This window comes from Tepidisphaeraceae bacterium (genome assembly GCA_035998445.1).
GTDB lineage: Bacteria > Planctomycetota > Phycisphaerae > Tepidisphaerales > Tepidisphaeraceae > DASYHQ01.
Map to the genome: position 1 here is coordinate 142,312 of DASYHQ010000052.1, position 26,103 is coordinate 168,414.

Sequence of the window (26,103 nt, forward strand, 5' to 3'; positions counted from 1 at the left end):
CGCATGGAGATCGCCAGCCCCGCCGAAGCCACCGGCGACAGTGCCGTGGCCGTTACCGTCAACGGCAAGCCGCACCGCATCGCCGCGCCATCCACCTGTTCGTTGCTGGAGGTGCTTCGGGAAGAATTGCGCCTCACCGGCACGCGCTACGGATGCGGCTCCGGCGACTGCGGCGCCTGCGCCGTTCACGTGGACGGCAAGCGCGCTTTGGCCTGCACCACGACGCTGGCCGACGTGGCAGACAGGTCGGTGACGACGATCGAAGGCCTCGCCACCGGTGACCAACTGCAACCGGTGCAGCAGGCGTTCCTGGACGACAACGCGTTCCAGTGCGGCTACTGCACGTCGGGCATGATCATGACGGCCGTCGCACTGTTGAACGAACAACCCGACGCCGACGATGCGGCGCTGTTGAAGGGCATGGACGCCAACCTCTGCCGGTGCTGCGGCTACGAGCGCATCCTGGCCACCGTTCGCCGCGCCGCGGCCATGGCCCGGCAAGGAGGTGGGCGATGAACGGCGACGAACTCCCCAGCGGTGAAGACGGTGGCGCGATCACCCGGCGGCAGTGGTTGCAGACGCTGGGCGCGGGCCTTCTCGTGGCAATCGTGGGGCCGGACCTGCAGGCGCAGAACAGCCGCGAGCGCCGCGACCAGCGCGGTGGGGGACGCGAACGTGGCGCCGGCGACGTAGCGGCACGGCTGCACATCGCGCGCGACGGCACGATCACCATCATGACCGGCAAGGTCGAATGCGGCCAAGGCGCCCGTGCCCAGATCACCCAGGCCGCTGCCGAAGAACTACACGTGGCGCCGGAGCGCATCACGCTGGTCATGGGTGACACCGATTTGTGCCCCGATGATGGCCCGACGGTCGGTTCGCGCACCACGCCGCGCACGATCCCCAGCATTCGCCAGGCGACGGTCGCCGCGCGCAACGTGCTGATCGAACTGGCCGCGGCGCGGTGGGGCGTGGATGCCAACATGCTGCGGGCAGAGGACGGCGCGGTCGTGCATGCGCAGGACGGGCGGTCGATTTCCTATGGCGAATTGGTGGACGACGACCTGTCGCGCGCGCTCGCCGCGGCAACGCCGGCCGAGGGCGTGCAGCTTACCGAAGTGAAGCGCTGGACGGTGCTCGGCACCTCGGTGGGGCGGCCGAACGCGCGCGACATCGTGGTCGGCACGCATCAGTATCCGTCCGACATCGAGCGCCCGGGCATGCTGTACGGACAGGTCCTGCGTCCACCGGCGATCGGCGCGAAGCTGGCATCGATCAATTTGGCGGCCACCGGCAACCTGCCCCGCGAGGTCGTGGTCGTGCGCGACGGGAACTTCGTCGGCGCCGCCGCGCCGCGGTCGTATCAGGTGCGGCACGCGATGGAAATGCTCAGCAACGCAGCGACGTGGCAGCACGATGCGCCGGCCGACAGTGCGGTGCTGTTCGATCACCTGCGCCGCACCGCACGCGAGCCGGAGAAGCTGGCCAACCCGCTCGCCGATCGGTTGGAACGCGATAGGCACGCACTGCGGCAGACGTATCAGGTGGCGTACGTGCAGCACGCGCCCCTGGAGCCGCGCGCTGCGGTTGCCGAGTGGGCCGACGGCAAGTTGACCGTCTGGACGGCCACGCAGAACCCGCTGCGCGTGCGCGGCGAGCTTGAGTCGGCGTTCGACCTGCCGGCGGGCTCGGTGCGCGTGATCGTGCCCGACTTTGGCGGCGCGTTTGGTGGCAAGCACACCGGCGAGTGCGCCGTGGAAGCCGCGCGGCTCGCCAAGGCCGCCGCCAGGCCGGTCAGCCTGCGGTGGACGCGGCAGGAAGAGTTCACCTGGGCCTCGTTCCGCCCGGCGGCTCTGATCATGGCCGAGGCGGGGCTGGACGACGCCGGAGAGATCAGCTCGTGGTTCTTCGTGAACGTGAACTCGGGCAGCTCAGGCTTGCGCTCGCCGTACCGTGCCAAGGACTGGCGCGAGGAGCACGTCGAGGCGAACGCGCCGCTGCGGCACGGCTCGTACCGCGCGCTGGCCGCGACGGCCAACCACTTCGCGCGCGAGAGCTTCATCGACGAGCTCGCCCACGCCGCCGGCATCGACCCGCTGCAGTTCCGGCTCGACCGCCTGAACGAACCGCGACAGGTCAATGTGCTGAAGGCCGCTGCGGACAAGTTTGACTGGGCCCGGCGACGCACCGCACGGCAGCCAAACGTTGGCGTCGGCCTTGCGTGCGGCACCGAGAAGGGCTCGTTCGTCGCAACCTGCGTCGAAGTGGCGACCGATCCCGCGAGTGGCACGTTTACGATCCGCCATATCCACCAAGCCTACGAGTGCGGCAAGATCATGAACCCCAACAACCTGCTGGCGCAGGTGCAGGGTGGGCTGATCCAGGCACTGGGGCCAGCCCTATGGGAGGCCATCAACCTGCGCGACGGCCGGGTGCTGAACGACCACTTCGGAGCCTACCGCGTGCCGCGATTCAGCGACGTGCCACCGATCACGATCGACCTGTTGGACCGCCCGGACCTGAGCAGCGTGGGCGCCGGTGAGACCCCCGTCATCACGATCGCGCCCGCCATTGCCAACGCGATCTTCCACGCGTGCGGCCAACGTGTACGGCAGATGCCGATCCGCCTGCCGACGGCGACGGGTGGTCAACGTGCAGCGAGCGCAAACTAAGCCGTTCCAAGGGGTTTGGACTGCGGCCGATGGCGAAGCTAGCAAGGGGTGTCGCATCATCCCGCTAGATCGATCGGAGCGATGCAGAGAGTTCGCTCTGCAGGCCATACCGGACCAACAACTGGGATCGCGTCTGGCCCGCCAATCTATCGCCTGTCCACGAGCGGTCTACCCAAAATCCCTGAGCGAACTTGACCGATCGCAATTCCGTAGTATGCTACGCAACAGTTCCGCATTTCTAATTCGATGGTTCGTGTAGTTGCAACTATTGCCAAGCGGTTGAGGTGCATGCGTGCGCCTTGGTCGTGATGGGTATAGGTGTGCAGTGATGGTGTCGGCCGTTCCACATGGCCGGGCTCGGTGCGCGTTGCGCCAGGCGCTACCCATGTCGGGTGAGATGTCGCCGTCGTGTCATGCGGGTTACGGGTCGGTCTACTTCCGGAGGCAGGGAATGGTTCGCACTTCCAAGATGAGCAGCAACATGCGCAAGATGCAGGCCGCGGCCGTCGCCGCGCTGTTGATGACCGTGCCGGCGATGGCCGACACGTACACTTGGACGCCCACCAGCGGCGATCAGAACTGGAACAACAACACCCACGACGCCCTCCCGGGCAACGACAACAATAACTGGGGCACCGGCATCGGTGGAGCGTTCCCGAACGCCGCTGGCGATGTGGCGAACGTCAATAACGACATTACCAACACGGTCAACCTCAGCCTGATCGTGCCGATCACGATCGGCACGCTGAACTTGGGGGATTCGGCGTTCTCGCCTACCAACACCAGCGCGTTCATTATCTCCGGCCCCAGCCTCACGTTCGACACGGGCAACGTGAACACGCCCGCCCAGATCAACGTTGGAAACGTCGGCACGGCCACCAATGCCATCAGCGCACCGATCTCGATCGTGCAAGATCGCCTGCTGATCAACCTGAACCCCAGTACGACGGCCGGTAATGCGCAGGGGCTGAACATTACCGGCAACGTCACCACCACCGGTAAGACGATCGTCATCAGTGGTGGTTACAAGGGTGCCAGCGACACGACGCAGATGACGTTTAATGGCGGCGATACGCTGATTGGCAATGGCACGATCATCAACAACAGCGATTCGCCGATGGTGATCAACGGGAACAAGACCAGCTTCACCGGCACGATCATTGCCAACGGGCAAGGGGCTGGCACGGATGGCAACACCGGCACGCTCTCGCTCAACGGTGGCACGTTAGTCAACGCAGCCGAAATGATCGTCAATGGCGCGTTCGACCTTGCTGGCAACAACCTCGGCGGCCGACTTCAGATCGGCACGAATGGCAGCCAAACGGTGCCGAGTGACCAGCGGTTATCCAAGAATCGCATCACTTTGAACACGGGCAACATGACTGACGGTGGCGTGCGCATGGACTCACTGAACGGTTCCGGCACGCTTCAGCAAGACACGGTTGCCAACTTCGACTTTAACAGCGGCTCGTCGGCGCTGACGGTGGGTTCCCACAATACCACCGGTGGTAACAAGCTGACCGTGACGACTCTCGAACGTGGCGCAGGTGCCACCGCCATCGTGCGCATCGTGCCCGCGGCTGGCACCATCGCGCAGTTCATTGCTGCCAACAGCGCCGACTACGTCGTCGGCTCGAATGCGACCTCCGGCACATCGATGCGCGTCATTCCCTGGATGACGGCCAAGAGCAGTTCCAACAACTTTTCGCTCGAGGGCTTCGCCACGTACGCGGCCGATGGCACGGGCATCCGCCCCTTGGCCGCAACCGAGGTCTCCGCAAGTTTCGTCGCAGGTGCAAACGTCTCCATCAACTCGATCGGAACGCTCGCCAGTGACACGTCGGTCAACTCGTTACGGCTGAATAATAGCCAGACTTCTAACATCGGTTCGGGGCGAACGCTGACTATCGCCAGCGGTGGCCTGATCTTCACGGGCAACAACAATAACTTCGGAACGACCGGTGGCGCCAACGCCGGCACGCTGAGCTTCGGCTCGGCCGAGGGCGTGGTCTTCACCAGCACGAGCGCCACCAACACGATCGGCGCCGTCGTCACCGGTAGTGGTGGGTTGACCAAGGGCGGCTTCGGCACGCTCGTGCTGACCGGTGCCAACACCTACACCGGCGACACGCACGTCGGCGGTGGCCGGTTGCAGGTCGGCAACGGTACGGTGGGTTCGAAGCTGGGCGATGGTGACGTGACCGTGCATACCAGCGCGTCGCTGAGCATCCTCGGCAGCGCGTCTGACACGGCCGCGGGCGTTGTCGATGTGATCGCCGATGATGCGGCGTTGTCGCTGCTGGCCACGGGGCTGTTCAACGGCACGGTGAACGTCGGTGCCAGCCTGGTCGAGACAGTTGGTGGGCTGTACCTGGGCGACCAGATGCAGGTCGGAGGTTACTACGGTTCGTCGGCCGCGGCGCTCGCGTTCCCCACGCTCGACGTGACGGTGAACGATTCGTTCTTCACCGGAAGCGGCGTCGTCTTCGTCGACGCCGTCGCGGTGCCTGAGCCCGGCACGATGGCGGTCCTCGCCACGGTCGGCGCCGCCATGCTGGCCCGCCGTCGTCGCTAATTGCACAAGCCCGCGCACAACGTCGTGCCGGGCATTGCCGAGAGGGAAGGCCGAGGCCCGTAAAGGGCCGTGCGACACGGATCATCGAAGGTACTTCGCCCGCTCACGATCTGTGTGCAGGCGAGCCTTCGAGGGTCCGTGTCGCTTCGTTTCATGAGATCGACCTATCCCCGCCTGCGGTCGGCGATATACTGGTCGGCGTGAGTTCGACCGTTATGAAGTCCGTTGCCGACGCTGGTGTCACGTCCGCCTTGCCTCGTCCGCGCGGGTTCCACGCGATGAGCAAGCCGGTGGGGCCCATCTGCAACATCGACTGCACGTACTGCTTCTACTTGGAGAAGGAGCAGCTCTACCCCGACACGCGCAAGTGGCGCATGCCTAGCGATGTGCTGGAGACGTACGTGCGCCAATACATCCAGTCGCAGGACGCGCCGGAGGTGACGTTCGCGTGGCAGGGGGGCGAGCCGACGCTGCTGGGCGTGGGGTTCTTCCGCCGGGTGGTCGAACTGCAACAGGAGTTCGCCGCTGGCAAGACGATCTACAACGCGATCCAGACCAACGGCACGCTGCTGGACGACGAGTGGGGCCAGTTCCTGGCCGAGCAGAAGTTCCTCGTCGGCCTCAGCATCGATGGGCCACGCCATCTGCACGACCACTACCGCGTCGACAAGCAGGGCCGTGGCACGTTCGATGCCGTCATGCGCGGGCTGGCGGTATTGAAGAAGTACCACGTCGAGTTCAACACGTTAACCGTGGTCAACCGGGTCAACGGCGACCGGCCATTAGAGGTCTACCGGTTCCTGCGAGACATCGGCTCGGGGTTCATCCAGTTCATTCCGTTGGTCGAACGCGCCGCGGGCACGGCGACTACCGGCGTGCCGCTGACGATCAACGGTCGCGCCGCGGCACACCTGCTGGCGGGGCCACCGGAACCGGCCATGGGCAACGCGACGGCCGGGGCGACCGGAGACGACGCTAGCGTGACCGAGTGGAGCGTGGGCTCCAGCCAATACGGGCAGTTCCTATGCGCGATCTTCGACGAATGGGTTCGCCGCGACGTCGGCCGTACGTTCGTGCAGATGTTCGACGTGGCGCTGGGGCAATGGATGGGCATGCCCGCCGGCCTCTGCGTGTTCGCCGAGACGTGCGGTTCGGCGATCGCGGTCGAGCACAACGGCGATGCCTACAGCTGCGATCACTACGTCTACCCGCAGTATCGTCTTGGCAACCTGATGCAGACCGACCTCGGCCAGATGGTCGCCTCGCCGCAGCAGGTGAAGTTCGGCCTCGATAAGCGCGACGCGCTGCCGCGTTACTGCCGCTCGTGCGACGTGCGCTTCGCGTGCCACGGCGAGTGCCCGAAGCACCGCTTTGCGATCACGCCCGACGGCGAGGCGGGGTTGAACTACCTATGCCCCTCGTACAAGCGGTTCTTTCATCACGTCGATCCGTACATGCGTGTGATGGCCGACCTACTGGCCCACGGCCAACCCGCGACGCGGGTGATAGAGTGGATCCACCACCGCGACCGTGCCGCTGCCGCCGCCGCGGCGCAGGCAAGCGGACGTGGTGGCACGCCAACCGCCCGGCAAAAGCCCGGCCGCAACGACCCGTGCCCCTGCGGTAGCGGCCGAAAGTTCAAGAAGTGCTGTGGTGGATGATGTGCAGCCGATGAAGGCGGCAGCACGAGAGGTCACCTCCGTTACTGCCGATGAGGAGCCAGCATTTTATGCCGAGCGATCGACCGCCGAACATTCTGTTGATCACAAGCGACCAGCAGCACTTCACTGCATTGGGCACGACAAATCCGGCCATCAAGACGCCCGCACTAGATCGGTTGTGCAACGAGGGCGTGCGGTTCGACCGCGCCTACTGTCCCAACCCCACCTGCACGCCGACGCGCGCGAGCATCATCACCGGCATGTACCCCAGCATGCACGGCGCCTGGAGCCTCGGCACGCGCTTGCCTGAATCGGTGCCCACCGTTGGCGACATGCTGCGAACGCAGGGGTACGACTCGACGCTGGTGGGCAAGGCGCACTTCCAACCGCTCGACGAGACGCCGGAGTACCCCAGCATCGAGCGGCAACCGCTGCTGCGCGACCTGGACTTCTGGCGCAAGTTCCGGGGGCCATGGTACGGGTTCGACAACGTGGAAACGTCGCGCATGCACTCCGACGAAAGCCATGTCGGCGGCCATTACGCGATCTGGATGGAAGAGAAGGGCCTGTCCAACTGGCGCGATTACTTCCAGCCTTGGCCCCCGCCAGATGCGAACGACAAGGCCGCCGGTGGCGCCGGCACGTACTTCCTGCGCGACAAGCGGGCCTGGGCGCTGCCGGCCGAGTTCCACCACACCACGTGGGTCGCCGAGCGCACGATCGCCAACATCGAGGCCAGCGCGGCGCGCCAGCGGCCGTTCTTCCTGTGGTCCAGCTTCTTCGATCCGCACCCGCCGTACATCATCCCCGAACCGTGGGCCAGCATGTACAAGCCTGAAGATGTGCCGATCGGAGCCTTCACGCCAGGCGAGTTCGACAAGATGCCGCCGCACTTCGGCAAGACGCGCGAGGTGCGTCCCGACTATGCCGCCTACCGCGAGCCCAACGGTGGCGCCGCGATCCACGGCTTCCACAGTCACCTGCGCGACGAGGCCGAACTGCGCAAGGACGTCGCGTGCTACTACGGCATGGTCAGCTTCATGGACCAGCAAATCGGCCGTATTTTGGACCGGCTGGACGCGATGCGACTTGCCGACGACACGCTGATCGTCTTCACGAGCGATCACGGTCACTTCATCGGCCAGCACGGGCTGATCGGCAAGGGGCCGTTCCACTACGAGGACGTCATCCGCGTACCGTTCATCGTGCGCTGGCCGGGCGGGGGCGTGCCGAAGGGGCGGTCGTCGGTGGCGATGCAGTCGCTGGTCGACCTGACGCCCACGTTCCTGTCGGCCGCGGGGAGGGCCAAGCCACCGGGCAGCATGATGCAGGGCGTCGACCTGCTGCCCAGCTGGCGCGCGCCCGAAGACACGGCCGCCGCGCCGCGCGACCATGTGATCGTCGAGAACCGCCACAACCCGACGACCGTGCATTTGCGCACGTACGTCGACGCGCGCTACAAGCTCACCGTCTACCGCGCCGGCGACGATGGCGAGATGTTCGACCTGCTGGAGGACCCCGGCGAGGTCCGCAACCTCTGGGGCGAGCCGTCCGCGGCGGGCATCAAGCAGCAGTTGATGCTGAAGATGCTGCAGGCAGAGATGGTGCGCGAACCGATGCCCATGCCGCGCATTTCGAACGCGTGAGCGCCCGACGCCGCTTCTGCTAATGAGCATATTGACGCGCTTCGTTCTGAGGCTGGGGCGCAGTACCTTGTTTGAAGCCGCGTGTGGTCACGGGCTGGCCGACCGTTCGTTGACGGCCGGCATGGCGGCGAAGTGAGAAGCTATAAGCATGACGGCATTCGGCAACAATCCACTCGCGCCGGCGCTGGCGACGTTCCGAAATTACAATCGCCATAAGCTTCGGCGCGATTTCGTCGCTGGGCTCACCGTTTCGGTCGTCGAGCTGCCGCAGGCGATTGCGTATGCGCTGATCGCTGGCGTGCCGCCGGAGTACGGCCTTTACACGTCCGTCATCCAGGGCATCCTGGGCGCGCTGCTGTCGTCCAGCGAGCACCTGACGAGCGGCCCGACCAACACGCAGTCGCTGCTGATCGCCGCGGCCGTCACCCGCGTCGCCGGCGGCATGGGCGAGGACGTCGGCGGGGCGGTCTACCTGCAACTGGTCTTCACGCTCACACTGTTGAAGGGGCTGATCCAACTGGCGTTCTGGGGCGGCCGCTTCGCCAACCTCGTGCAGTTCATCTCGCGGTCGGTCATCCTCGGCGTGTCGACCGGGGCGGGCGTGCTCATCCTGTCGGGCCAGCTGGCGTACTTCCTTGGCGTGCCAAAGGCCGACGCGAACCGGCTCTGGGGCGTCCCCAGCGACCTCGTGCGCATCTGGCCCAACCTGAGCGACACCAACCCGTACGCGGTCGGGATCGGCGTTGGCACGATCGCGCTCATCCTCGTTGCACGATTGATCAGCCGGTTCTTCCCCGGCGCGCTGCTGGCGGTGGTGATCTCGGCGACGCTCGTGGCGGTGCTGGGGTGGGAGGAGCGCATGCAGGTGGTGGGGGCGATCCCGGTGCACCTGCCGCAGTTCACGTTGCCAACGTTGGACCTCGACGCGTGGTCGCAGTTGCTGCCCGGCGCGCTGGCGCTGGCAATGCTGGGCAGCATCGAGTCGATCGCGATCGCCAAGACCATCGCCGGCCGCAGTGGCGAGCAGGTGTCGCCGAACCAGGAGGTCTTCACGCAGGGGTTGAAGAACACGCTGTCGAGCTTCTTCCAGTGCATCCCGGGCTCGGCCAGCTTCACGCGGTCGGCGCTCGATTACGATGCCGGCGCCGAGACGCGCGTCGCGGCCATTCTCAACGGTTGCTTCGTCGCGGCGATGTTCTTCCTGCTGGCCGATTACGCGCGGTTCATCCCGTACGCGACGCTGGCGGGCATCCTGTTCGTGGTAGCGTGGGGGCTGCTGGAGCGTAGCTATTTCACGCGGGTGTACAGAGCGAACCGATCCGACGCGGTGGTGTTCGCCGCCACGTTTCTTTCGACGATCCTGCTGCCGCTGCAGTACGCGGTCTTCATCGGCATTTTTCTGAACATCGCGTTCGTGTTGCGCGTCAGCTCGCGCCTGCACATCGCCCAGATGGTGCAGACCGAGGGCGGCGGGTTCATGGAACGGCCGATCTACGACCGGGCCGGTGAGCAGAAGGTGATCTTCGTGCAACTTGAAGGCGAGCTTTACTTCGCCGTCGCCGACCAGCTGCGCGAGCAATTGACCGCCATCCGCCGCAGTAGCGTGCGCGTCGCGATCCTGCGGCTGAAGCAGATCCACTCAATCGACGCCACGATCCTGCACGTGCTGGAAGATTTTGCCAAAGAGATGCGCCAGCGCAACGGCCACGTCATCCTCTGCGGCCTGCGCGACGAGACGCTGAAGCCAATTCAGGCATACGGTCTGGAGCAGATCATCAGCAAGGAAAACCTGTTCATGACCGGCCCCGGCCTGTTCGACGGTGCCAAGCTGGCGCTGCAGCGGGCACGCGTGCTGGTCGGCACTTCGATCGATGCGTCGCGGTTCAAGGCCGACGATGAAGGGGATCTGACGTACGAGATCTGAGCGCTCGCGGTGCCCCTCCTGTCATCCTGAGGGGAGCGGTAGCGACCCGAGGGATCTCGATCGTTCGGGAGTCGCTCGGCTGTTCGAGATCCCTCGGGTCGCTACCGCTCACTTCGGGATGACATGGCGATAGGATAGACGACTTGTCTTTTTGCCCCCAAGCCACCGACCAGTTCGTTTAAGCGACCATGCCGGGTACGGTTGCACCGATCCTACGACCCAAATACTCTCGCCTTGTTCCCAAAGTAGAACACCGCCAGCACCGCAGCCAGACAGATATACATCACGCCCATCGTCGAACTCGCCTGTCGGCCGATCTGGTAGTACGGGTGGTTGCGGACCGCGGTCGAGCGCAGGGTGTCCATGATGCGCGGCAAGGCGAAGAACAGGATCAAGATCAGGATAAAGCTGAACCGGCCGGTCTGTCGCCATTCGTTCAGCATCCAGGCGCCTACACCCGCAAGGCCCAGAATCCACGCCCACGGGCTGATGGCGGCGGTAATGCGGCCGCCGTCCAGTGGGGGGATCGGCAGCATGTTGAAGAAGTTCAGCATGAACCCGAAGACGGCCAACGTGATCGCGGTGTTCGATAGATCGGTGCCAGTCGGATATGACCGCCATACCGCGTAACAGGCCAGCGCCCCCACGGTGCCGGCGATGGGGCCGGCGATGCCGATCACGGCTTCCTCCCACGCATTGCGCGGCGGCTGGCGCAGGTTGATCAGCGCGCCCATGAACGGGATGAAGATCGGCGGGCTGGCGCTGTACCCGTAGTGCCGCAGCGCCATCACGTGGCCCATCTCGTGGATCAAAATTAGCAGCACAAACCCCACCGCCAGCCGCCAGTCCCACTGGAAGACGTACATGTACAGCACGATCGATAGCGCCATCGAACCGATCGTCTTCACCAGCGCGAGCGGCAACGGGTCCGACCCCTGCTCGACCGGACGGGGGCCATCGGGCGTGTAGGGCAACGTGGGCGGCGCCACGCCACCGTTCAGCGCCGCCACCCGTTGGGCGACGTGCTGATATTGCTGTGAACCGGGAGGTAACAATTCCAGGCATTGCCGCCACAGGTAGACCGCGCCGGTGGGGTCGACCGGCTCGAGCGCAATGGCCTCTGCGGCCAGCGCGTTCAACTGCTCGCTGTAGACCAGCATGTTGCATTCGGGACAGACGCGCGCGCCTGGCGGCAACGGGCTCTCGCAGTGCGGACATTCGGTGAGGGGCGGTGTCATCAGAAATTCTAGCGCAGTCTTGGGCTCAAAACTCGTTTACCGCAACGCAGCGGCGTAGGTGGCAAGGGTCGCCGAAAAGTCGCGTGGCTGCCACCCGAAATCTTCGATGAAGGGATTCAGATCCGTCGTGTTGTCCTCCTGGCTCATCTGCACCTGCGCGCGGTTGAACGGTAGCATCGCGCCGGGCACCACGTAGGTGATCGCCTTCGCGTACCACGCCGGAATCGGCACCACCGGGCGCCGCTTGCCGACGACCGCCTCGGCGATCGCGCGATGCATCTGCGGCCACGACACGGCCTCGCCACCGCCTAGCTCGTAGATTTTGTGAATGGACTTCTCGTTGTCGATCGCGTTGACGAACGCGCGGGCGACATCGTCGATGAAGATCGGCTGCATCAGCCCCGCGCCACCGGTGCCGAAGAGACCGGCACCGAAGTAGGGCATGAAGAGCCAAGGCGCCGCTTTCCCGCGCGCCCACCGCGCGGCCGACTGAATGAACTCACCGTTGGCGCCGTGAATCAGGCTGGGGCGGAAGATCGTCCAATCGAGGCCGCTCTTTTCGCGCAGGAACTGCTCGCCGAGCCACTTCGATTTGTGGTAGTCACTGACCGCGTCCGCGCGCGTGCCGTTGGCCGACATGTGGATGAAGCGTGATACGCCGGCCGACTTGGCCGCCTTGGCGACGGTGGTGGTACCGCGCTGGTGGATGTCGTAGAACGTCGCGCCCGGCCGCTCGCGGATGATGCCAACGAGGTGCACCACCGCGGCGCAACCGGCCATGCCGCGCTCGAGCGCCGCGGCGTCGTGGATGTCACCACGCACCGCGGTCACGTCGCCCTTGGACAATTCACGGTCGTCACGTTGTAGCGCATTCACCCCGAACCCGCGGCTTAGCAGTTCCGCGACAATCGCGCTGCCGACGAAGCCGCTTGCACCAGTGACGAAAATCCGACGTGACATGATGACTCGGTGGCTGAAGGTCGAACTGGCTAAGAGGCACGACGCCGTTCCCGTAGGGTGATCCTTTTGTCGCTTCAACATTCCGCCGACGTTGGCAGGATGGGAAGCGGCCTCTGGCGCGGCTCGTGACAGAGTAGGGACGTTACCGACAGGTTTTCCACCTATACGCGAAGTCGCTTGGAGATGCCGATTTCATAAGGGATGACAAATGCATAGCTTAGGGAATGTGCTTCATTGTCAGACGAAATCCATCCACCCTTAGCGACCTAACCCGATTTTCGTTGACGCCACCGGTTTTCAACGACTAACATTGAAGCGGCTCAGTTAAAAGAACGGCGGTCTGATTGGGCGGTACGCGAGATAAGGTCCTTATCCTCGGTTCGCAGTCTGCGGGCAACAACGCTGCCGTAGACGCGCTACGCTCGCATTGCGAGGTCGTCGAGATCAGCTCGATCGACCAGGCGATCGAGGCGCTCCGTCACGACAACTTCAACGCGATCTTCTCCAACTCGGCCGACTTCCTTCCCCTCGAACGCGCGCTCGTCAGCCAGCAGGCCAACCTGATCCTGAACACGATCGGTGAAGGCGTATGCATCGTGGATGGTGAGGGCCGCTGTAATTGGATGAACAAGAAGATGCACGCGTGGCCCGCGCCGGTGCATGAGAAGATCCGCAAGACCTGCAAGGAAGCCTACGACCTCTTCAGCCGCCAGGTTAGCCCGCAAGCCCCCGAGACCCCCGTCTTTTCCCGCTCCAAGCGATACGCGTTTAACGTCGAAGACCAGCAGTTCCTGGAGATGATCGCCAGCCCGGTGATCAACCCAGCCGGCAATGTCGTGCAGGTGGTCAGCGTGGTGTGGGACGCGACCGGCACGCGGCGCCTGCAGCAGAAGATCGACGCGATCGACAAGGCCGGCCGTGAACTGGTGCGCCTGGAAGGGGACTTGCTTCAGAAGCTGAACGTCGGGCAGCGTTTGAAGCTATTAGAAGATAAAATAATCAGTTTTACGCGCGATTTGATGCATTTCGATCATTTCGCGATTCGCCTGCTCGACCGCCGGTCGAACAAGCTTGACGTGGTGATCAGCAAGGGCCTGCCACCCGAAGCAGTGAACATTGATCTGTACGCCGACGAGAACGGTAACGGCATCAGTGGTTACGTTGGCGCGACGGGCCGCAGCTACATCTGTCCGGACGTCGAGCGCGACCCGCGCTACGTCATCGGCCTCGACGCCGCCAAGAGCAGCCTGACCGTGCCGCTTCGGTTGCACGACAAGGTGATCGGCGTCTTCAACATCGAATCGCGCCACCGCGCCGCGTTCAACGAAGATGACCGTCAATTCGCCGAGATCTTCGGGCGCTACGTCGCTATCGCGTTGAACATCCTGGACCTGATGATCGTCGAGCGTGTCGGCACCGCGCATAAGGTGGCCGACGACGTGTGCGCTGAAGTCGCCGGGCCGTTGAATGACATCTCGTCGGACGCCAACGCGCTCATGGACGAGTACATCGGGCACGACGAACTGCGCAGCAAGCTGCAGGCGATCATCGACAACTGCGCCACGATCCAGAAGTCGCTGCACCAGGCCGCCAAGGGGCCGAACACGAGCATCCTGGGTGCCGCCGACGTGAAGGAGCAGCAGAACGCCGACCCGGCGATCGGTGGGGCGCGCATCCTGATCGCCGACGACGAGCCGAACATCCGCACGACGATCTCCGACATCCTCCGCAAGTATCACGGCACGGTAACCGTCTCGTGCAACGGCGAGGAGGCGATCGAGCACCTGGAGAACGCCGACTTCGACCTGGTCATCAGCGACATCAAGATGCCCGACAAGAGCGGCTACGACGTCTTCGCCGCCGCCCGCAAGAAGAGCCAGCAGACGCCGGTGATTTTGATGACCGGCTTCGGCTACGACCCCAACCACAGCATCGTTCGCGCCAGCCAGGAAGGGCTGCAGGCGGTGCTGTTCAAGCCGTTCAAGGTCGACCAGCTGTTGACGGAAGTGCGCAAGGCGCTTCAGCCGCAGGGCGTTTCGCAATAACGCCCGTTCGTGTAACTTTCCCGACGAGCCAGACTGCTGTAGGCAGGCACGTTTAGCCGCGAGCTTGCTCGCGGATATGCTCGATGGTTTGTTCGGGATGGCGCGGAAGCGCGAGCAGGCTCGCGGCTAAACGACGGAATCGAATGCTCGCGGCCTGGGCCATGATGAACGTGGTCCCTCATTGACGAGGAACTTTATGAAAACGAAATATGCATTGTTGTCCGCCGTCGCCATCGCCAGCGTTTCGACGCTGTTGCTAGCTCAATCGCCCACGACCGCCCCGGCCGCCGGCCATGAACAGACGACCGCCAGCGGTCTGAAGTTCACGACCGTTCAAGAGGGCGACGGCGCCGCCAAGGCCGGTGATACCGTGTGGGTGCACTACACCGGCACGCTGACCGACGGCACGAAGTTCGACAGCTCCGTCGACCGCGGCGAGCCCTTCAGCTTCGAGCTGGGCGCCGGCCGGGTGATCAAAGGCTGGGACGAAGGCGTGGCCGGCATGAAGGTCGGCGAGAAGCGCAAGCTCGTCATCCCGCCCGACCTCGGCTACGGCGCCCAAGGCGCCGGTGGCGCCATTCCCCCCAATGCCACCCTCGTCTTCGACGTCGAACTGCTCGGCGTCAAGCGCGGCCGGTAGCATCGCCCACGGGCGCGCTGGAGCGCATCCGACTGAACCTACGAGCCGCCGGTGTAAACCGGCGGCTCTTTTGTGCGCATAGGTGGAGGAGATTCCTCCGGCCCCTCTCCCACGAGTACATGGGAGAGGGGCCGGATTTCGTAAGCACTCGTTCACCACGATCGATGTTTCAATGATTCCGTAGTGCTTATTCGTCGCGCGCCCACAAGTTCACCTCTGCCTTCACTTCCAGTACCATGCGCCGCCGCTGATGACCGACACGTTGCCCCTATCCCGTTCCTCCATCCCGCGACCGCTGCGCACGATGCTCGACAACGGGCTCCTGCTGGTGCTGATCGTGGTGGCGGTGCTGGTGGGGCGGTTGGTGGACAACGAGGAACTCGTCGACCCGTACCGGGCCAACGTCATCCTTCGCATCGGCATCACGATCGTGCTGGCGGTCAGCCTGCAGCTCATCAACGGCATCAGCGGGCAGTTCTCGCTCGGACACGCCGGGTTCATGGCGGTCGGCGCCTACCTCGGTGGCTACGCGACGCTGGCCTACGGCGCCGCGACCAACGCCGATGACGAGACGATCGACTTCCAGCGGCCCGCGGCGATGGCCGGCTTCTTCGCGTGCCTGATCCTCTGCGCGGTCGTAGCAGCAGCGGTGTTGTACGGATTGTTCGCGCTCATCCGCCTGTCGCGCCGCCTGCATGGGTCGCTGCCACCGTTGCTGTTGCTGGCGGCGCTCGCGTGGCTGGTGTGGGATATTTCCAAGGCCTACCCGCTCGAGACCGTGCCGGCGTACCTTGTCTGGTCGCGCGGGTTCGCTGGCCTGAACGGCCTGTTCAGCTGGATGATCGAGGCGATGCAATCGCCGACGGGCCGGATCGATGGACTGCTGCCGACCGCGGCCCGCGAGCCGCTGGCGATGTTCATGTCGCTGCTGGGCGGTGGCGTGTGCGCGGCGATGGTGGGCTTCATCGTCGGCCTGCCCACGCTGCGGTTGCGCGGCGACTACCTGGCGATCGCCACGCTGGGTTTTGCCGCCATCATCAACGTCGTCATCTTCAATACGCAGGCGCTCGGTGGCGCGATCGGCCTGCAGGTGCCGACGTACTTCGCGATGAATGACGACGACGTGCCGATCCGCTTCATCGCGCCGTGGGTCTTTGCGGCCGTCATCATCACGACGGCGGTCGTGTGGCGGCTGGCGCGATCGCCGAAGGGCCGCGCGATCGTCGCCGTGCGCGAGGACGAGATCGCCGCTGCCGCCACGGGCATCGACGTCACGCACCACAAGGTGCTGGCGTTTGTCGTCGGTTCGTTCTTCGCGGGCGTGGCGGGGGCGCTGTTCGCCCATTTGTACGGTTACATCAACACGGGATCGTTCGAACTCGTGCGGTCGATCGAACTGGTCATCATCGTCACGATCGGCGGGCTTGGCAGCATTCCGGGCGCAATCATCGCTGCGATCGTGCTGACGTGGCTGCCCGAGTTCCTGCGCGACCCCACGAGCTGGCTGGCGCTGTTCGCGAGGCCGTTCGGCGTGGCGTCGGCCGACGAGCTAAACCTGTCGCCCTGGCTGACCGACCGGCTGGCCCAAGTGGGCGATTACCGGCTGGTGATCTACGCGCTGCTGCTGATCCTGATCATGATCGCCCGCGCCAAGACCGGCAACCGCAACTGGCTGCCAAGGCGCCGCCCGCGACCGGCGGCCGCGGCGCCGGTGGCCACGGGACAATCGCTGCCCTAACGTTGCCGTCGGCCTTCTCGCGGTCGCCCGCCTTGCCTGTCATCTCGAAGGGAGCGACAGCGACCTGAGGGATCACGACTGACTGACGGTGCGGGCTGTGGGAGATCCCTCAGGTCGCTACCGCTCCCATGGGGATGACACGTGGAGAAGCGAGCGTTAGGCTCGGGGTTCTTTAGCTACGCGTTCCACACGACCGAATCGCACCCGCGTGATACGATTCCCAGCCTCACTATGACGCGCGCCCCGCTACTTATCGATGATGATGCCCCACCGATCGCGAACTGGATCGACCGGTTGGCGTTGTTGATTGCGTTGGCGATCGTCGTCGCCCGCTGCACGATGCTGGAGACGATCCGCGAGCCCCTGGAGATCGCAGCCGGCGGTGAAGCGGTGCCGCGCGGTGCGGGGGCCACCAGCGCGCTGGTGCTTAGCATGCTGGCGGTCGTGCCGGCGATGCTCGTGCTGCTTCGGCGGGTGATTGATCCGACATTCATCATCAGCCGCTCGTTCGCGCTGCTCGGCCTGCTGTTGCTGGGCGGCTGGGCGATCGCCAGCGCGCTCTGGGCGGCCGACGCGTTCCTGGCAGTTGTGTCGGCGGTCAACTGGCTGTCGGCGATGACCCTTGCATGGGCGGTCGCGCAGCTCGTGCGAACGGAGAAGCGAGCCCGCATTGTCGCGGGCGTGGGCGTCGGGCTGCTCTTGATCTTCATCACGCAGGCGGCGTTCTACCGCTTCGCTGAACTACCGGCACTACGGGACAACGTCGCTGAAAACCGCGCGAAGATCCTTGCCGACCGCGGATGGACGGAAGATTCGTTCGAGGCGCGGCAGTTCCTTCAGAAGATCTACAACGGCGAGATGGTCGGCTTCAGCGCCTCGGCCAACACGTTTGCGGCGCTGCTGGTCGTCACCATCATCCTCACGATCGGCCTAGCGCTGCAGCGCACGGGCGAGGGGTCGGGAAAGCTGACCGAGCGACTGAGAAGCTGGACGCTGCTACTGGCCATTCCGATCCTGTGCGGCTGCATCGTCATCTGGCTGACGCACAGCCGGGCCGCCATCGGCACGCTGCTGCTGGCGGGCATGGCGTACGCGTTCGTTGCGCTTCTGGGCCCACGATTGCGCACGCTACACAAGCCGCTGTTCGCGTTGGGCGTGCTGGTGGCGATCAGCGCGGTCGCGGTCATCATCTGGCGTGGCACGACGACCGGCACGCTCTTCCACGACAGCCTCACCTTCCGCTGGCGCTACTGGCTCGGTGGCTTCCGCGTCTTCACCGAACACCCAATCCTCGGTGTCGGCTGGGAAAACTTTGGCCCGCATTACTTGGGCCAGCGCCTGGCGATCGCGTCCGAAGAGGTCCGCGACCCGCACAACCTCATCGTACGCCTGTTCGTCGAACTGGGCCTCATCGGTGGCGCGCTGGGTGTGCTGGCGATCGGCCGACTGATATGGGAGATGACGCGCCCCGCGGCTCGGCTGACTGACGAGTCGGCCACCGTCACGCCACCACCGCCACCACCGGCCGATGATGCGGATCAACCGCAGACGTCGCTGCTGTCGATGCTGATCGTCCCGGTCATGATCGCGGCCAGCGCGATGGTGCTGAACGCGATGGCCTCGATCGACTTGAACCAGTCGGCCGACTACATCGACTACGAGCTGCGCAAACGACTGCTGTACGGCGTGATGCTGACGCTCGGCCTGCTCGCCGGCACGCTGGCTCGCCACGACGTGGTCGCGCGCCACGGCGGCTGGGTGCGCACGGCGCTGGTGATCGCGACGCTGCTGTTCCTGCTGCAGAACCTGATCGACTTCTCGATGTTCGAGTCCAGCGGCATGTTCGTGTTCGCGCTGCTGGCCGGTAGCGCGGTGGGCATAAGCACCGGCGCGATGTCAGCGGTCTCGCGCAACGCGGCGTCTTTCGTGCGGCGGATCGTGCCGCTTGGCATTGCTGCGGTCGTGTGGCTGGTCTTGCTGTTCGCGATCGTGATGCCGATCGGCCTGTCGGAAGGCGACGCCATCACCGCGGGCGAACTGCGACGGCTTGGCCGTCCCGGCGCCGCCGACCTGTACGGCCAAGCCTATGACCGCGTCTCCTACAACGCCGACTACGCCTACCAGACCGCCCGTTCGCTGTTGGACGAGCGAGAGCCCATCGGGCCGTTCCGCGCTTGGATCGACCGCGCGATCGCGACCAACCCGATGAGCGTGAAATCGTTGCTGCTGTCGGCACGGGTGGAAGCCCAGTTGCCCGAGCCGAACGTCGAACGCCTGCAACACGGGTACGACCGGGCCGTGGAGATCGACCCACAAGCGGTTGAGATGAGGCTGGAGTACGCCGAGGCCCTCATCCGTTTCAGCCAACCTCAGCAGGCGGTCGAACAGATGCGGCTCGCACTGGCGGCGAACGCGGGCCTGTCCCCCGACGAACCGAAGCGCCTGCCGATTGAACAGGTCGCGGCGATCGAGCGGCGGATCGCCGAACTGTCTGCGGCGCCGGCGGCAGCGCCGTAATTCCCTTCCTACGCCGGTGCAATAAAAAGGCCCGCCCGTGCATTGCTGCACGGGCGGGCCGTCGTTGGTCGGATCGCTAAACGAACTATTCGTCGTTGGTCGGGCCGACGGCGAGGATCCAGAGCTTGGCGAACGCCATCACCTGCTGCTTGGTGAGCTTGTTGGCGTTCAGGTGGTAGGTGACCTTGCTGCCGGTCACGGTCTCGCCGGACATCTGGTCGACGTACTCGACGGTGCCGGTGAGGCTGGGCACGCTGTTGTCGACGGCGAAGAAGGCATCTTCACTGGCATCAGGCGCGAAGGCAGCGGCCTCGCCACTGGCGGGGGTGTTGGCCTCCTCGTTCCAGCGGAGGTTAAACTCGTACTGGCCTTTGCCGTTGCTGGCGCGGTTGGCGTCTTCCACCCACTTGATCGTGCCGGTGACCGTGTCGGTGACTTCCTTCCCGTCGGCAGTGTAGCTGAACTTGATGCCGTCGGTGAGGTAGTTGCCGGTCTCGTAGTCGTAGTCGAGCCGACCGTTGACGGTCGTGCGCGGGTAGCTGTTGGCCGGGCCCTTGGCGAGCGTGATGCTCTCGAAACGCATCGGGTCGACGCGCTGCACGGTCTTGGTCACTTCCTTGCCACCCACGATTCGCTTGTAGGTGTAGCTGGTGAGGCCTTCCTTCTTCTCGGCCTTACCGATCAGCTTCCCGTCGAACTTGTCCTGGAAGCCCTGGGCCGCACCCATCGTGTCGACCGCAATGCGCAGCGGGCGGTCGTCCTTCACGTCGCCTTGCAGGATGAAGGCGCCGGTGTTGGTGTCGATCGGCACCACGCCGACCCACTTGCCGACCGTGCGCTTCTGCGAGAGGTTGTTGGGGTTCAGCACGATCAGGTTCAGGTCGAACGTGAGCTTGGCGTCCTGCTTTTTGCGACCGAGCACGTTCGTGTACAGGTTGGGCTGGCGGTTGACCTCGCCGCTGAACTGCGAGGTCTGGGCGACGGTGAGATTCACGTCGTACTTGTCGACCGCGCCGACCGCCGCCGAGCCGGCGCGCAGGTCGCCGGAGCTGTCGAGGTTCGTGCGGGTGTTGAACTGGATGTCCATCGTGCCGGAGATGGCATCCTTCATCTCGGTCGGCACTGCGGCGCCACCGGCGGCCGCGGGTTGGGTTTGGGCGCCGACGAACGCCGGTGCCAGGGCCAGCGACGTGGCCGCGATAAGCGTAGCGAACTTCACCATCATGCGAGTCCTCCTTCTGTTGGGATATTGCGGATTGAAACATGAGTCGCGCCGCGAGGGAAGAGGGCACGCGTTATAAAGCGAGACTTGGGTTGGAGGCGATGGAAAGCGCCGCCACGGCAGTGGCGGGGTGTTGAGGGAAGAATGGTTGTGAATGTTGGTCGTGGTCCGGTTGAAGCGACTCCTGTACACTCTCGCCGTGTCGACCGCGCAACCCTTCTCTACATCATCGTCACCGTCGTCGTCATTACTGCGTGCGCTCGTGTGGGCGGTATTTTTAGGGGTGTCGTGGACGTGGTGCATCGGCATGTTCCTGCCGGTGTTGCTCGTGCGCGATTACGGGACGGTCGCCTGGTGGGTGTTCGCGGTGCCGAATGTAATCGGGGCGGCGGCGATGGGGTCGGTACTGTCGCGCCAGGGGCACAGCCTGGACATGACCGCATCGCACCGGTCGGCGTGCGTGGCGTTCTCGATCGTCACCATCGCGTTTCACTTGCTGTTTGTCGTCGTTCTCGTGCAACTGGCGCCACCAGCGTCCAACTGGGCCACCAGCGCCGGGCTCTTCCTGCTGTTCACACTGCTCGGCGCGTGGCGGCGGGGCATCGACCTGTTCTGGGCGGCGCTTGTCTGGGTCATCTCGGTCGCGCTGCTGGCGATCGTTTACCGCAATCGACCCGACGCGATCGAAGGCGCGCCCGGCGCGATCGTCGCGGGGCGCGATCTGGCGTTTCTCACGCCCGTCATCCTCTTCGGCTTCCTGCTCTGCCCGTACCTCGATCTGACGTTTCATCGCGCCCGCAAGGCGCTGCAACCGCTCGCGGCGCGCACCGCCTTCACGCTTGGCTTTGGCGTTTTCTTCCTTGCGATGATCGTCGGCACGCTGATCTACGCCAAGGCGTTGCCCGGCATCCTCAGTGGCACCGCGGCCACGGTCGGCACCACCGTCGCCGCCGCCCTTGCGCTGCACATGGGACTGCAGACCGGCTTTACCATCGCGGTGCACGGGCGGGAGGCGAAGGGCGTCCTAAGGTGGGGCGTGATGCCGATCCTGCTGGCGGCGGCGATCGTCGGCGCGATGTACGCCGTCTTTTCGCGCAACGCCGACGACAACGGGATGAACGTTTTCGAAGGCAGCTACCGCGTCTTCATGGCGTTCTACGGGCTCGTCTTCCCAGCCTACGCCTGGATCTGCATGCTGCCCACGTGGCGCCGGCCAATGCCACCGACGCGCCGGATGGTGATCGTGTGGCTGCTGGCGATGCTCGTCGCGGCGCCGATGTTCTGGATTGGCTTTATCGATCGCCGCGAGATCTGGCTGCTGCCGGGCATTGCCGTCGTGCTGCTGGCGCGACTGGCGGTTCCCAAGCAGCCACCGACCCTTGTCCCGGACGAACCGGCGACCTGAGACAAACCTATGACCAACACCGACGAAATCTCGATCAAAACCGACCGCCTGACCGCATTTCTGGACCGCCACAAGCTGGACGGTGTGTGGCTGCAGAACCGCAACAACTTCGCCTGGATCACCGGCGGGCGCGACAACCACATCGCCAACAGCACGCCCGTGGGCGTCACCGCGGTCTTCGCGACGCGCGATCGGCGCGTCTGCTTCGCCAACAGCATCGAGGCGCCGCGCATGCGCACCGAGGAACTGGTCGACACGGACCTCGAGACGATCGACTTCCCCTGGTACGACCGCAACGCCGCCAAGATCGTCATCAGCCAATCGCTGGGCGGCAAGCGCGTGGCGGCCGACACCGACACCACCGGCTTGAACCTCCAGCCGCTGCCCGACGACTTCGCCGAACTGCGCTGGTCGCTGACCGATGCCGAGATTACCCGCTATCGCGACGGCGCCGCCCGCGTCAGTCGCGCGATGGAGTCGGCATGCCGCGAGGTTGAACGCGGTATGACGGAGCACGAGATCGCCGGCCTGCTCGATCATCACGTGCACGCGCAAGGGGCTAATCCCACGGTAACGCTGATCGCCGCCGACGAGCGGATCTGCCGGTACCGCCATCCGATTCCGACGAATAGCCGCCTTGCGCGTTACGTCATGCTGGTATCGTGCGCCGAGTTCGGCGGGCTCATCTCGTGCATGACGCGCTTCGTGCATTTCGGGCCCATGTCGGATGAGTTGAAGAAGAAGCATCACGCGATCTGCCAGGTGGATGCCGCCGTCAACCTCGCGACCAAGCCCGGCCGCACGCTGGGCGAGATCTTCACCGACCTGCAGAAGGCCTACGCCGACCATGGCGGCGCCGACCAGTGGAAGCTGCACCACCAGGGCGGCAGCACCGGCTACGCCGGCCGCGAGGTCGTCGCCAACCCCAGCAGCGACGTGAAAGTGGTCGACAACCAAGCCTTCGCATGGAACCCCTCCATGGTCGGCGTAAAGTGCGAAGACACCGTCCTCTGCACGCCCAGCGGCATCGAAGTTCTGACCGCCCACAGCGAAAGCTGGCCCACGATCACCGGCGAGTTCAACGGCCAATCGCTCCGCCGGGCGGACATGCTGGTTCGGTAGGGATTGCCGCGGTTGCACGTAACTCGTACAGTGCGCGCAGGTCATCACCGCCGCGCATCGGTGCCGGTAAATACGGGAGAACATATGAAAAGGCCCATCGCGTTCGCGCTCGTCCTCATCCTGTCATTCATCGCCCCGGCGATGGCGCAGGACATCGTCGTCGGCCACTACGGCGCCATGACCGGTGGCACCGCGACGTTCGGCATCAGCACCGATGAAGGCATCCGCCTGGCGCTCGACAAGATCAACGCCGACGGTGGCGTGCTCGGCAAGCAGGTGAAGCTGGTGACGGAGGACACGCAGGGCAAGCCGGAAGAAGCCGTCACGGCCGTGCAGAAGCTCATCAATCAGGACAAGGTGGTCGCCGTGCTGGGTGAGGTCGCCAGCAGCAACTCGCTGGCAGCCGCGCCGGTCTGTCAGCGGTCGCGCGTGCCGATGTTGTCGCCCGCCAGCACCAACCCCAAGGTGACGCAGGTCGGCAACTACATCTTCCGCTCCTGCTTCATCGATCCCTTCCAGGGCGCCGCGATGGCGAACTTTGCGATGAACGATCTGAAGGCCAAGCGCTTCGCCGTCCTGTACGACGTGAAGCAGGCCTACAGCAACGGCCTGCGCGAGTTCTTCATCGAAACGGTGAAGAAGGCCGGCGGTGAGATCGTCGCCGACGAGAGCTACAGCACCGACGACATCGACTTCAAGGCCCAGCTGACCAAGATCCGCAACACCAATCCCGATGCCGTCTACGTGCCCGGGTATTACACCGAGGTCGGCCTCATCTGCCGACAGGCGAAGGAGCTTGGCCTGAACGCGCCGCTGATGGGTGGAGATGGTTGGGACAGCGAACAGACCTTCAAGATCGGTGGCGATGCGGTCAACGGCAACTACTTCACCAACCACTACTCGCCCGAAGAAGACCGCCCCGCGGTGAAGCAGTTCGTCGACGCCTACAAGGCCAAGTACAACGGCAAGACCCCCGACGCCATGGCGATCCTCGGGTACGACGCGATGAACCTCATGGCCGCCGCCATCACGAAGGCCGGCAACACCAAGGGCAAGGACATCCGCGATGCTCTGGCCGATACGAAGGACTTCCCCGGCGCCAGCGGCACGATCACGATCGATAAGGAGCGCAACGCGCAGAAGCCGATCGTGGTGTTGAAGATTGAGAACGGCGCGACGAAGTTCATGACGAGCGTGCAGCCGTAGTTTGATGTGAACCTTCGATCGCCGAGCGAAGGCCATTTGTCATCCCGAGGGGAGCGGTAGCGACCCGAGGGATCTCCCAAGGCCCCGAACCGTCAGCCGGTCGAGATCCCTCAGGTCGCTACCGCTCCCTTCGGGATGACAGTGAGTGGTGATCGGGATCACTTGAAAACCACGGTCGCCCGCCATGGAAGAATTCCTCCAACAGCTCGTCAACGGCCTGTCCTACGGCGCGATCATCGCGCTGATCGCCGTCGGCTACACGATGGTGTACGGCGTCCTTCGCCTCATCAACTTCGCCCACGGCGACGTCTACATGCTGGGGGCGATGTTCGCGTTTTACGCGGCCACCAATTGGTTCGGGCTATCGGCTGAACCCACTTGGCCGAAGTTCTTCCTCATCCTGCTCGTCGCGATGACGCTTTGCGGCATCGTGGGGTTTCTCATCGAACGCCTCGCCTATCGGCCGCTGCGCGACGCGCCGCGCATCAACTCGCTCATCACGGCCATCGGCGTGTCGCTGTTCATTCAGTACGGCGGCCAGCAGACGGCCGTCTTCGGGCCCAACCCGCGCTCGTTCCCGCAGATCATCCCGAACATCAGCGGTGAACTGTTCAACATCCACGGCGTGACGGTCAGCAAGGTCGACGCACTCATCCTCGTCGTCACGGTCGTACTGATGAGCGCCCTGACGTACCTCGTCATGTTCACGCGCACGGGTCTTGCGTTGCGGGCCGTCAGCTTCCGGTTCGACACGGCTGCGCTCATGGGCATCCCGATCAACCGCATCATCAGCTTCACCTTCGTGCTCGGCAGCGTGCTGGCCGCGGCCGCGGGGGTGCTGGTGGCGATTAAGTACCCGAAGGTCGACCCGCTGATGGGTTTAATGCCCGGCGTCAAAGCCTTCGTCGCCGCCGTGCTGGGCGGCATCGGCAACATCCCGGGCGCGGTGTGCGGCGGCCTGTTATTGGGCCTGACCGAAGTGCTGGTCGCCGGCTATCTGCCCAAGGGCAGCCAGTACAAGGACGGCGTCGCGTTCGTCATTTTGATCGCCGTGTTATTGGTCAAGCCCAGCGGGCTGCTTGGGAAGAACACGATTGAGAAGGTGTAATCGACCGTCCGCCGCCGTTCCCTGACTCGGTCCCGATAAAAACGCGCTTCATCCCCTCAACCCGTCGCCCGTTCGACTCGGACGGTGCCAAAGACGCAGCGAACGGTCGACCGTTTGACCTGAACGGTCGACGCGTCAACGCAAACGGTCGACCGTTTGCCCCGAAAGGTCGACCGCTCGACCCGGCACGTCGACCGTTTGAACCGAACGGTCGACGGTTTGACCCGACACGTCGACCGTTCACGTCGGAAGGTCGACCGATTGCCTCGGCACGTCGACCATTTGAACTGACCCGTCGACCGCTTAAGTCGGAGCGTCGACGCTGCAAGACGCGGCGGCGTCGATCTAACACAAGTCGTCAGCGATCTTTAGCGAGAAACCGACTTTCTGCCCTGTCACCGACTAGCGATGCGACGAGCCGGAC

Annotated in this window: 17 protein-coding genes; 14 read left to right on the forward strand and 3 right to left on the reverse strand. The window is 64.6% G+C overall.

Annotated features, from left to right (window positions below):
- The first annotated feature begins 3 nt into the window (after positions 1 to 3).
- The 6 genes from VGN72_20345 to VGN72_20370 all read left to right on the forward strand — a co-directional run bounded on the left by VGN72_20345 (position 4) and on the right by VGN72_20370 (position 10,478).
- A complete protein-coding gene (locus VGN72_20345; protein ID HEV7301699.1) occupies positions 4 to 516 on the forward strand; it encodes a (2Fe-2S)-binding protein in 513 nt (170 codons plus the stop codon).
- Positions 513 to 2,672 (forward strand): molybdopterin cofactor-binding domain-containing protein, encoded by a 2,160-nt coding sequence (locus VGN72_20350; GenBank protein ID HEV7301700.1) that lies wholly within the window; start codon positions 513 to 515, stop codon positions 2,670 to 2,672. Before VGN72_20345 ends, VGN72_20350 begins: the two co-directional genes overlap by 4 nt.
- 451 nt (positions 2,673 to 3,123) lie before the next feature.
- On the forward strand, positions 3,124 to 5,247 hold the full coding sequence (locus VGN72_20355) for an autotransporter-associated beta strand repeat-containing protein (protein ID HEV7301701.1): 2,124 nt from the start codon (positions 3,124 to 3,126) through the stop codon (positions 5,245 to 5,247).
- Positions 5,248 to 5,447: 200 nt separating this feature from the next.
- Complete coding sequence (locus VGN72_20360) at positions 5,448 to 6,908, forward strand: anaerobic sulfatase maturase (protein ID HEV7301702.1); 1,461 nt, start codon at positions 5,448 to 5,450, stop codon at positions 6,906 to 6,908.
- Between the two features lie 68 nt (positions 6,909 to 6,976).
- Positions 6,977 to 8,554 (forward strand): sulfatase-like hydrolase/transferase, encoded by a 1,578-nt coding sequence (locus VGN72_20365; GenBank protein HEV7301703.1) that lies wholly within the window; start codon positions 6,977 to 6,979, stop codon positions 8,552 to 8,554.
- A gap of 148 nt (positions 8,555 to 8,702) precedes the next feature.
- On the forward strand, positions 8,703 to 10,478 hold the full coding sequence (locus tag VGN72_20370) for a SulP family inorganic anion transporter (GenBank protein HEV7301704.1): 1,776 nt from the start codon (positions 8,703 to 8,705) through the stop codon (positions 10,476 to 10,478).
- Positions 10,479 to 10,690: 212 nt separating this feature from the next.
- On the opposite strand, the gene VGN72_20375 is transcribed toward VGN72_20370, so the two are convergent.
- Together VGN72_20375 and VGN72_20380 are read right to left on the reverse strand one after the other, a co-directional pair.
- Positions 10,691 to 11,716, reverse strand: a complete 1,026-nt coding sequence (locus VGN72_20375) for a site-2 protease family protein (GenBank protein HEV7301705.1) — start codon at positions 11,714 to 11,716, stop codon at positions 10,691 to 10,693.
- A gap of 36 nt (positions 11,717 to 11,752) precedes the next feature.
- A complete protein-coding gene (locus VGN72_20380) occupies positions 11,753 to 12,676 on the reverse strand; it encodes an NAD(P)H-binding protein (protein HEV7301706.1) in 924 nt (307 codons plus the stop codon).
- Positions 12,677 to 13,020: 344 nt separating this feature from the next.
- On the opposite strand from VGN72_20380, the gene VGN72_20385 reads away from it, so the two are divergent.
- The 4 genes from VGN72_20385 to VGN72_20400 all read left to right on the forward strand — a co-directional run bounded on the left by VGN72_20385 (position 13,021) and on the right by VGN72_20400 (position 19,616).
- Complete coding sequence (locus VGN72_20385) at positions 13,021 to 14,721, forward strand: response regulator (GenBank protein ID HEV7301707.1); 1,701 nt, start codon at positions 13,021 to 13,023, stop codon at positions 14,719 to 14,721.
- A 196-nt stretch (positions 14,722 to 14,917) separates the two neighbouring features.
- Complete coding sequence (locus VGN72_20390) at positions 14,918 to 15,361, forward strand: FKBP-type peptidyl-prolyl cis-trans isomerase (GenBank protein ID HEV7301708.1); 444 nt, start codon at positions 14,918 to 14,920, stop codon at positions 15,359 to 15,361.
- Between the two features lie 250 nt (positions 15,362 to 15,611).
- A complete protein-coding gene (locus VGN72_20395) occupies positions 15,612 to 17,099 on the forward strand; it encodes a branched-chain amino acid ABC transporter permease (protein ID HEV7301709.1) in 1,488 nt (495 codons plus the stop codon).
- A 231-nt stretch (positions 17,100 to 17,330) separates the two neighbouring features.
- Entirely contained in the window at positions 17,331 to 19,616 is a 2,286-nt protein-coding gene (locus tag VGN72_20400) for an O-antigen ligase family protein (protein ID HEV7301710.1), read from the forward strand.
- Positions 19,617 to 19,701: 85 nt separating this feature from the next.
- On the opposite strand, the gene VGN72_20405 is transcribed toward VGN72_20400, so the two are convergent.
- Positions 19,702 to 20,841 carry a hypothetical protein gene (locus VGN72_20405; GenBank protein HEV7301711.1) on the reverse strand — a complete coding sequence of 380 codons (1,140 nt, stop codon included), beginning with the start codon at positions 20,839 to 20,841 and terminating at the stop codon, positions 19,702 to 19,704.
- A gap of 151 nt (positions 20,842 to 20,992) precedes the next feature.
- Between VGN72_20405 and VGN72_20410 the strand changes: the two genes are divergently transcribed.
- The 4 genes from VGN72_20410 to VGN72_20425 all read left to right on the forward strand — a co-directional run bounded on the left by VGN72_20410 (position 20,993) and on the right by VGN72_20425 (position 25,679).
- Entirely contained in the window at positions 20,993 to 22,243 is a 1,251-nt protein-coding gene (locus VGN72_20410) for a hypothetical protein (protein ID HEV7301712.1), read from the forward strand.
- A gap of 9 nt (positions 22,244 to 22,252) precedes the next feature.
- On the forward strand, positions 22,253 to 23,365 hold the full coding sequence (locus tag VGN72_20415) for a M24 family metallopeptidase (GenBank protein HEV7301713.1): 1,113 nt from the start codon (positions 22,253 to 22,255) through the stop codon (positions 23,363 to 23,365).
- An 84-nt stretch (positions 23,366 to 23,449) separates the two neighbouring features.
- Positions 23,450 to 24,571: an ABC transporter substrate-binding protein gene (locus tag VGN72_20420; protein ID HEV7301714.1), complete on the forward strand. Its 1,122-nt coding sequence runs from the start codon at positions 23,450 to 23,452 to the stop codon at positions 24,569 to 24,571.
- A gap of 184 nt (positions 24,572 to 24,755) precedes the next feature.
- Entirely contained in the window at positions 24,756 to 25,679 is a 924-nt protein-coding gene (locus VGN72_20425) for a branched-chain amino acid ABC transporter permease (GenBank protein HEV7301715.1), read from the forward strand.
- Positions 25,680 to 26,103: the final 424 nt, after the last annotated feature.

What these genes read in the sequence shown, in the direction of transcription:
- VGN72_20345 (HEV7301699.1), top strand. Translation starts at nt 4, where the DNA reads ATGGAGATCGCCAGCCCCGCCGAAGCCACCGGCGACAGTGCCGTGGCC.
- VGN72_20350 (HEV7301700.1), top strand. Translation starts at nt 513, where the DNA reads ATGAACGGCGACGAACTCCCCAGCGGTGAAGACGGTGGCGCGATCACC.
- VGN72_20355 (HEV7301701.1), top strand. Translation starts at nt 3,124, where the DNA reads ATGGTTCGCACTTCCAAGATGAGCAGCAACATGCGCAAGATGCAGGCC.
- VGN72_20365 (HEV7301703.1), top strand. Translation starts at nt 6,977, where the DNA reads ATGCCGAGCGATCGACCGCCGAACATTCTGTTGATCACAAGCGACCAG.
- VGN72_20370 (HEV7301704.1), top strand. Translation starts at nt 8,703, where the DNA reads ATGACGGCATTCGGCAACAATCCACTCGCGCCGGCGCTGGCGACGTTC.
- VGN72_20375 (HEV7301705.1), bottom strand. Translation starts at nt 11,716, where the DNA reads ATGACACCGCCCCTCACCGAATGTCCGCACTGCGAGAGCCCGTTGCCG.
- VGN72_20380 (HEV7301706.1), bottom strand. Translation starts at nt 12,676, where the DNA reads ATGTCACGTCGGATTTTCGTCACTGGTGCAAGCGGCTTCGTCGGCAGC.
- VGN72_20390 (HEV7301708.1), top strand. Translation starts at nt 14,918, where the DNA reads ATGAAAACGAAATATGCATTGTTGTCCGCCGTCGCCATCGCCAGCGTT.
- VGN72_20395 (HEV7301709.1), top strand. Translation starts at nt 15,612, where the DNA reads ATGACCGACACGTTGCCCCTATCCCGTTCCTCCATCCCGCGACCGCTG.
- VGN72_20400 (HEV7301710.1), top strand. Translation starts at nt 17,331, where the DNA reads ATGACGCGCGCCCCGCTACTTATCGATGATGATGCCCCACCGATCGCG.
- VGN72_20405 (HEV7301711.1), bottom strand. Translation starts at nt 20,841, where the DNA reads ATGATGGTGAAGTTCGCTACGCTTATCGCGGCCACGTCGCTGGCCCTG.
- VGN72_20410 (HEV7301712.1), top strand. Translation starts at nt 20,993, where the DNA reads ATGTTGGTCGTGGTCCGGTTGAAGCGACTCCTGTACACTCTCGCCGTG.
- VGN72_20415 (HEV7301713.1), top strand. Translation starts at nt 22,253, where the DNA reads ATGACCAACACCGACGAAATCTCGATCAAAACCGACCGCCTGACCGCA.
- VGN72_20420 (HEV7301714.1), top strand. Translation starts at nt 23,450, where the DNA reads ATGAAAAGGCCCATCGCGTTCGCGCTCGTCCTCATCCTGTCATTCATC.
- VGN72_20425 (HEV7301715.1), top strand. Translation starts at nt 24,756, where the DNA reads ATGGAAGAATTCCTCCAACAGCTCGTCAACGGCCTGTCCTACGGCGCG.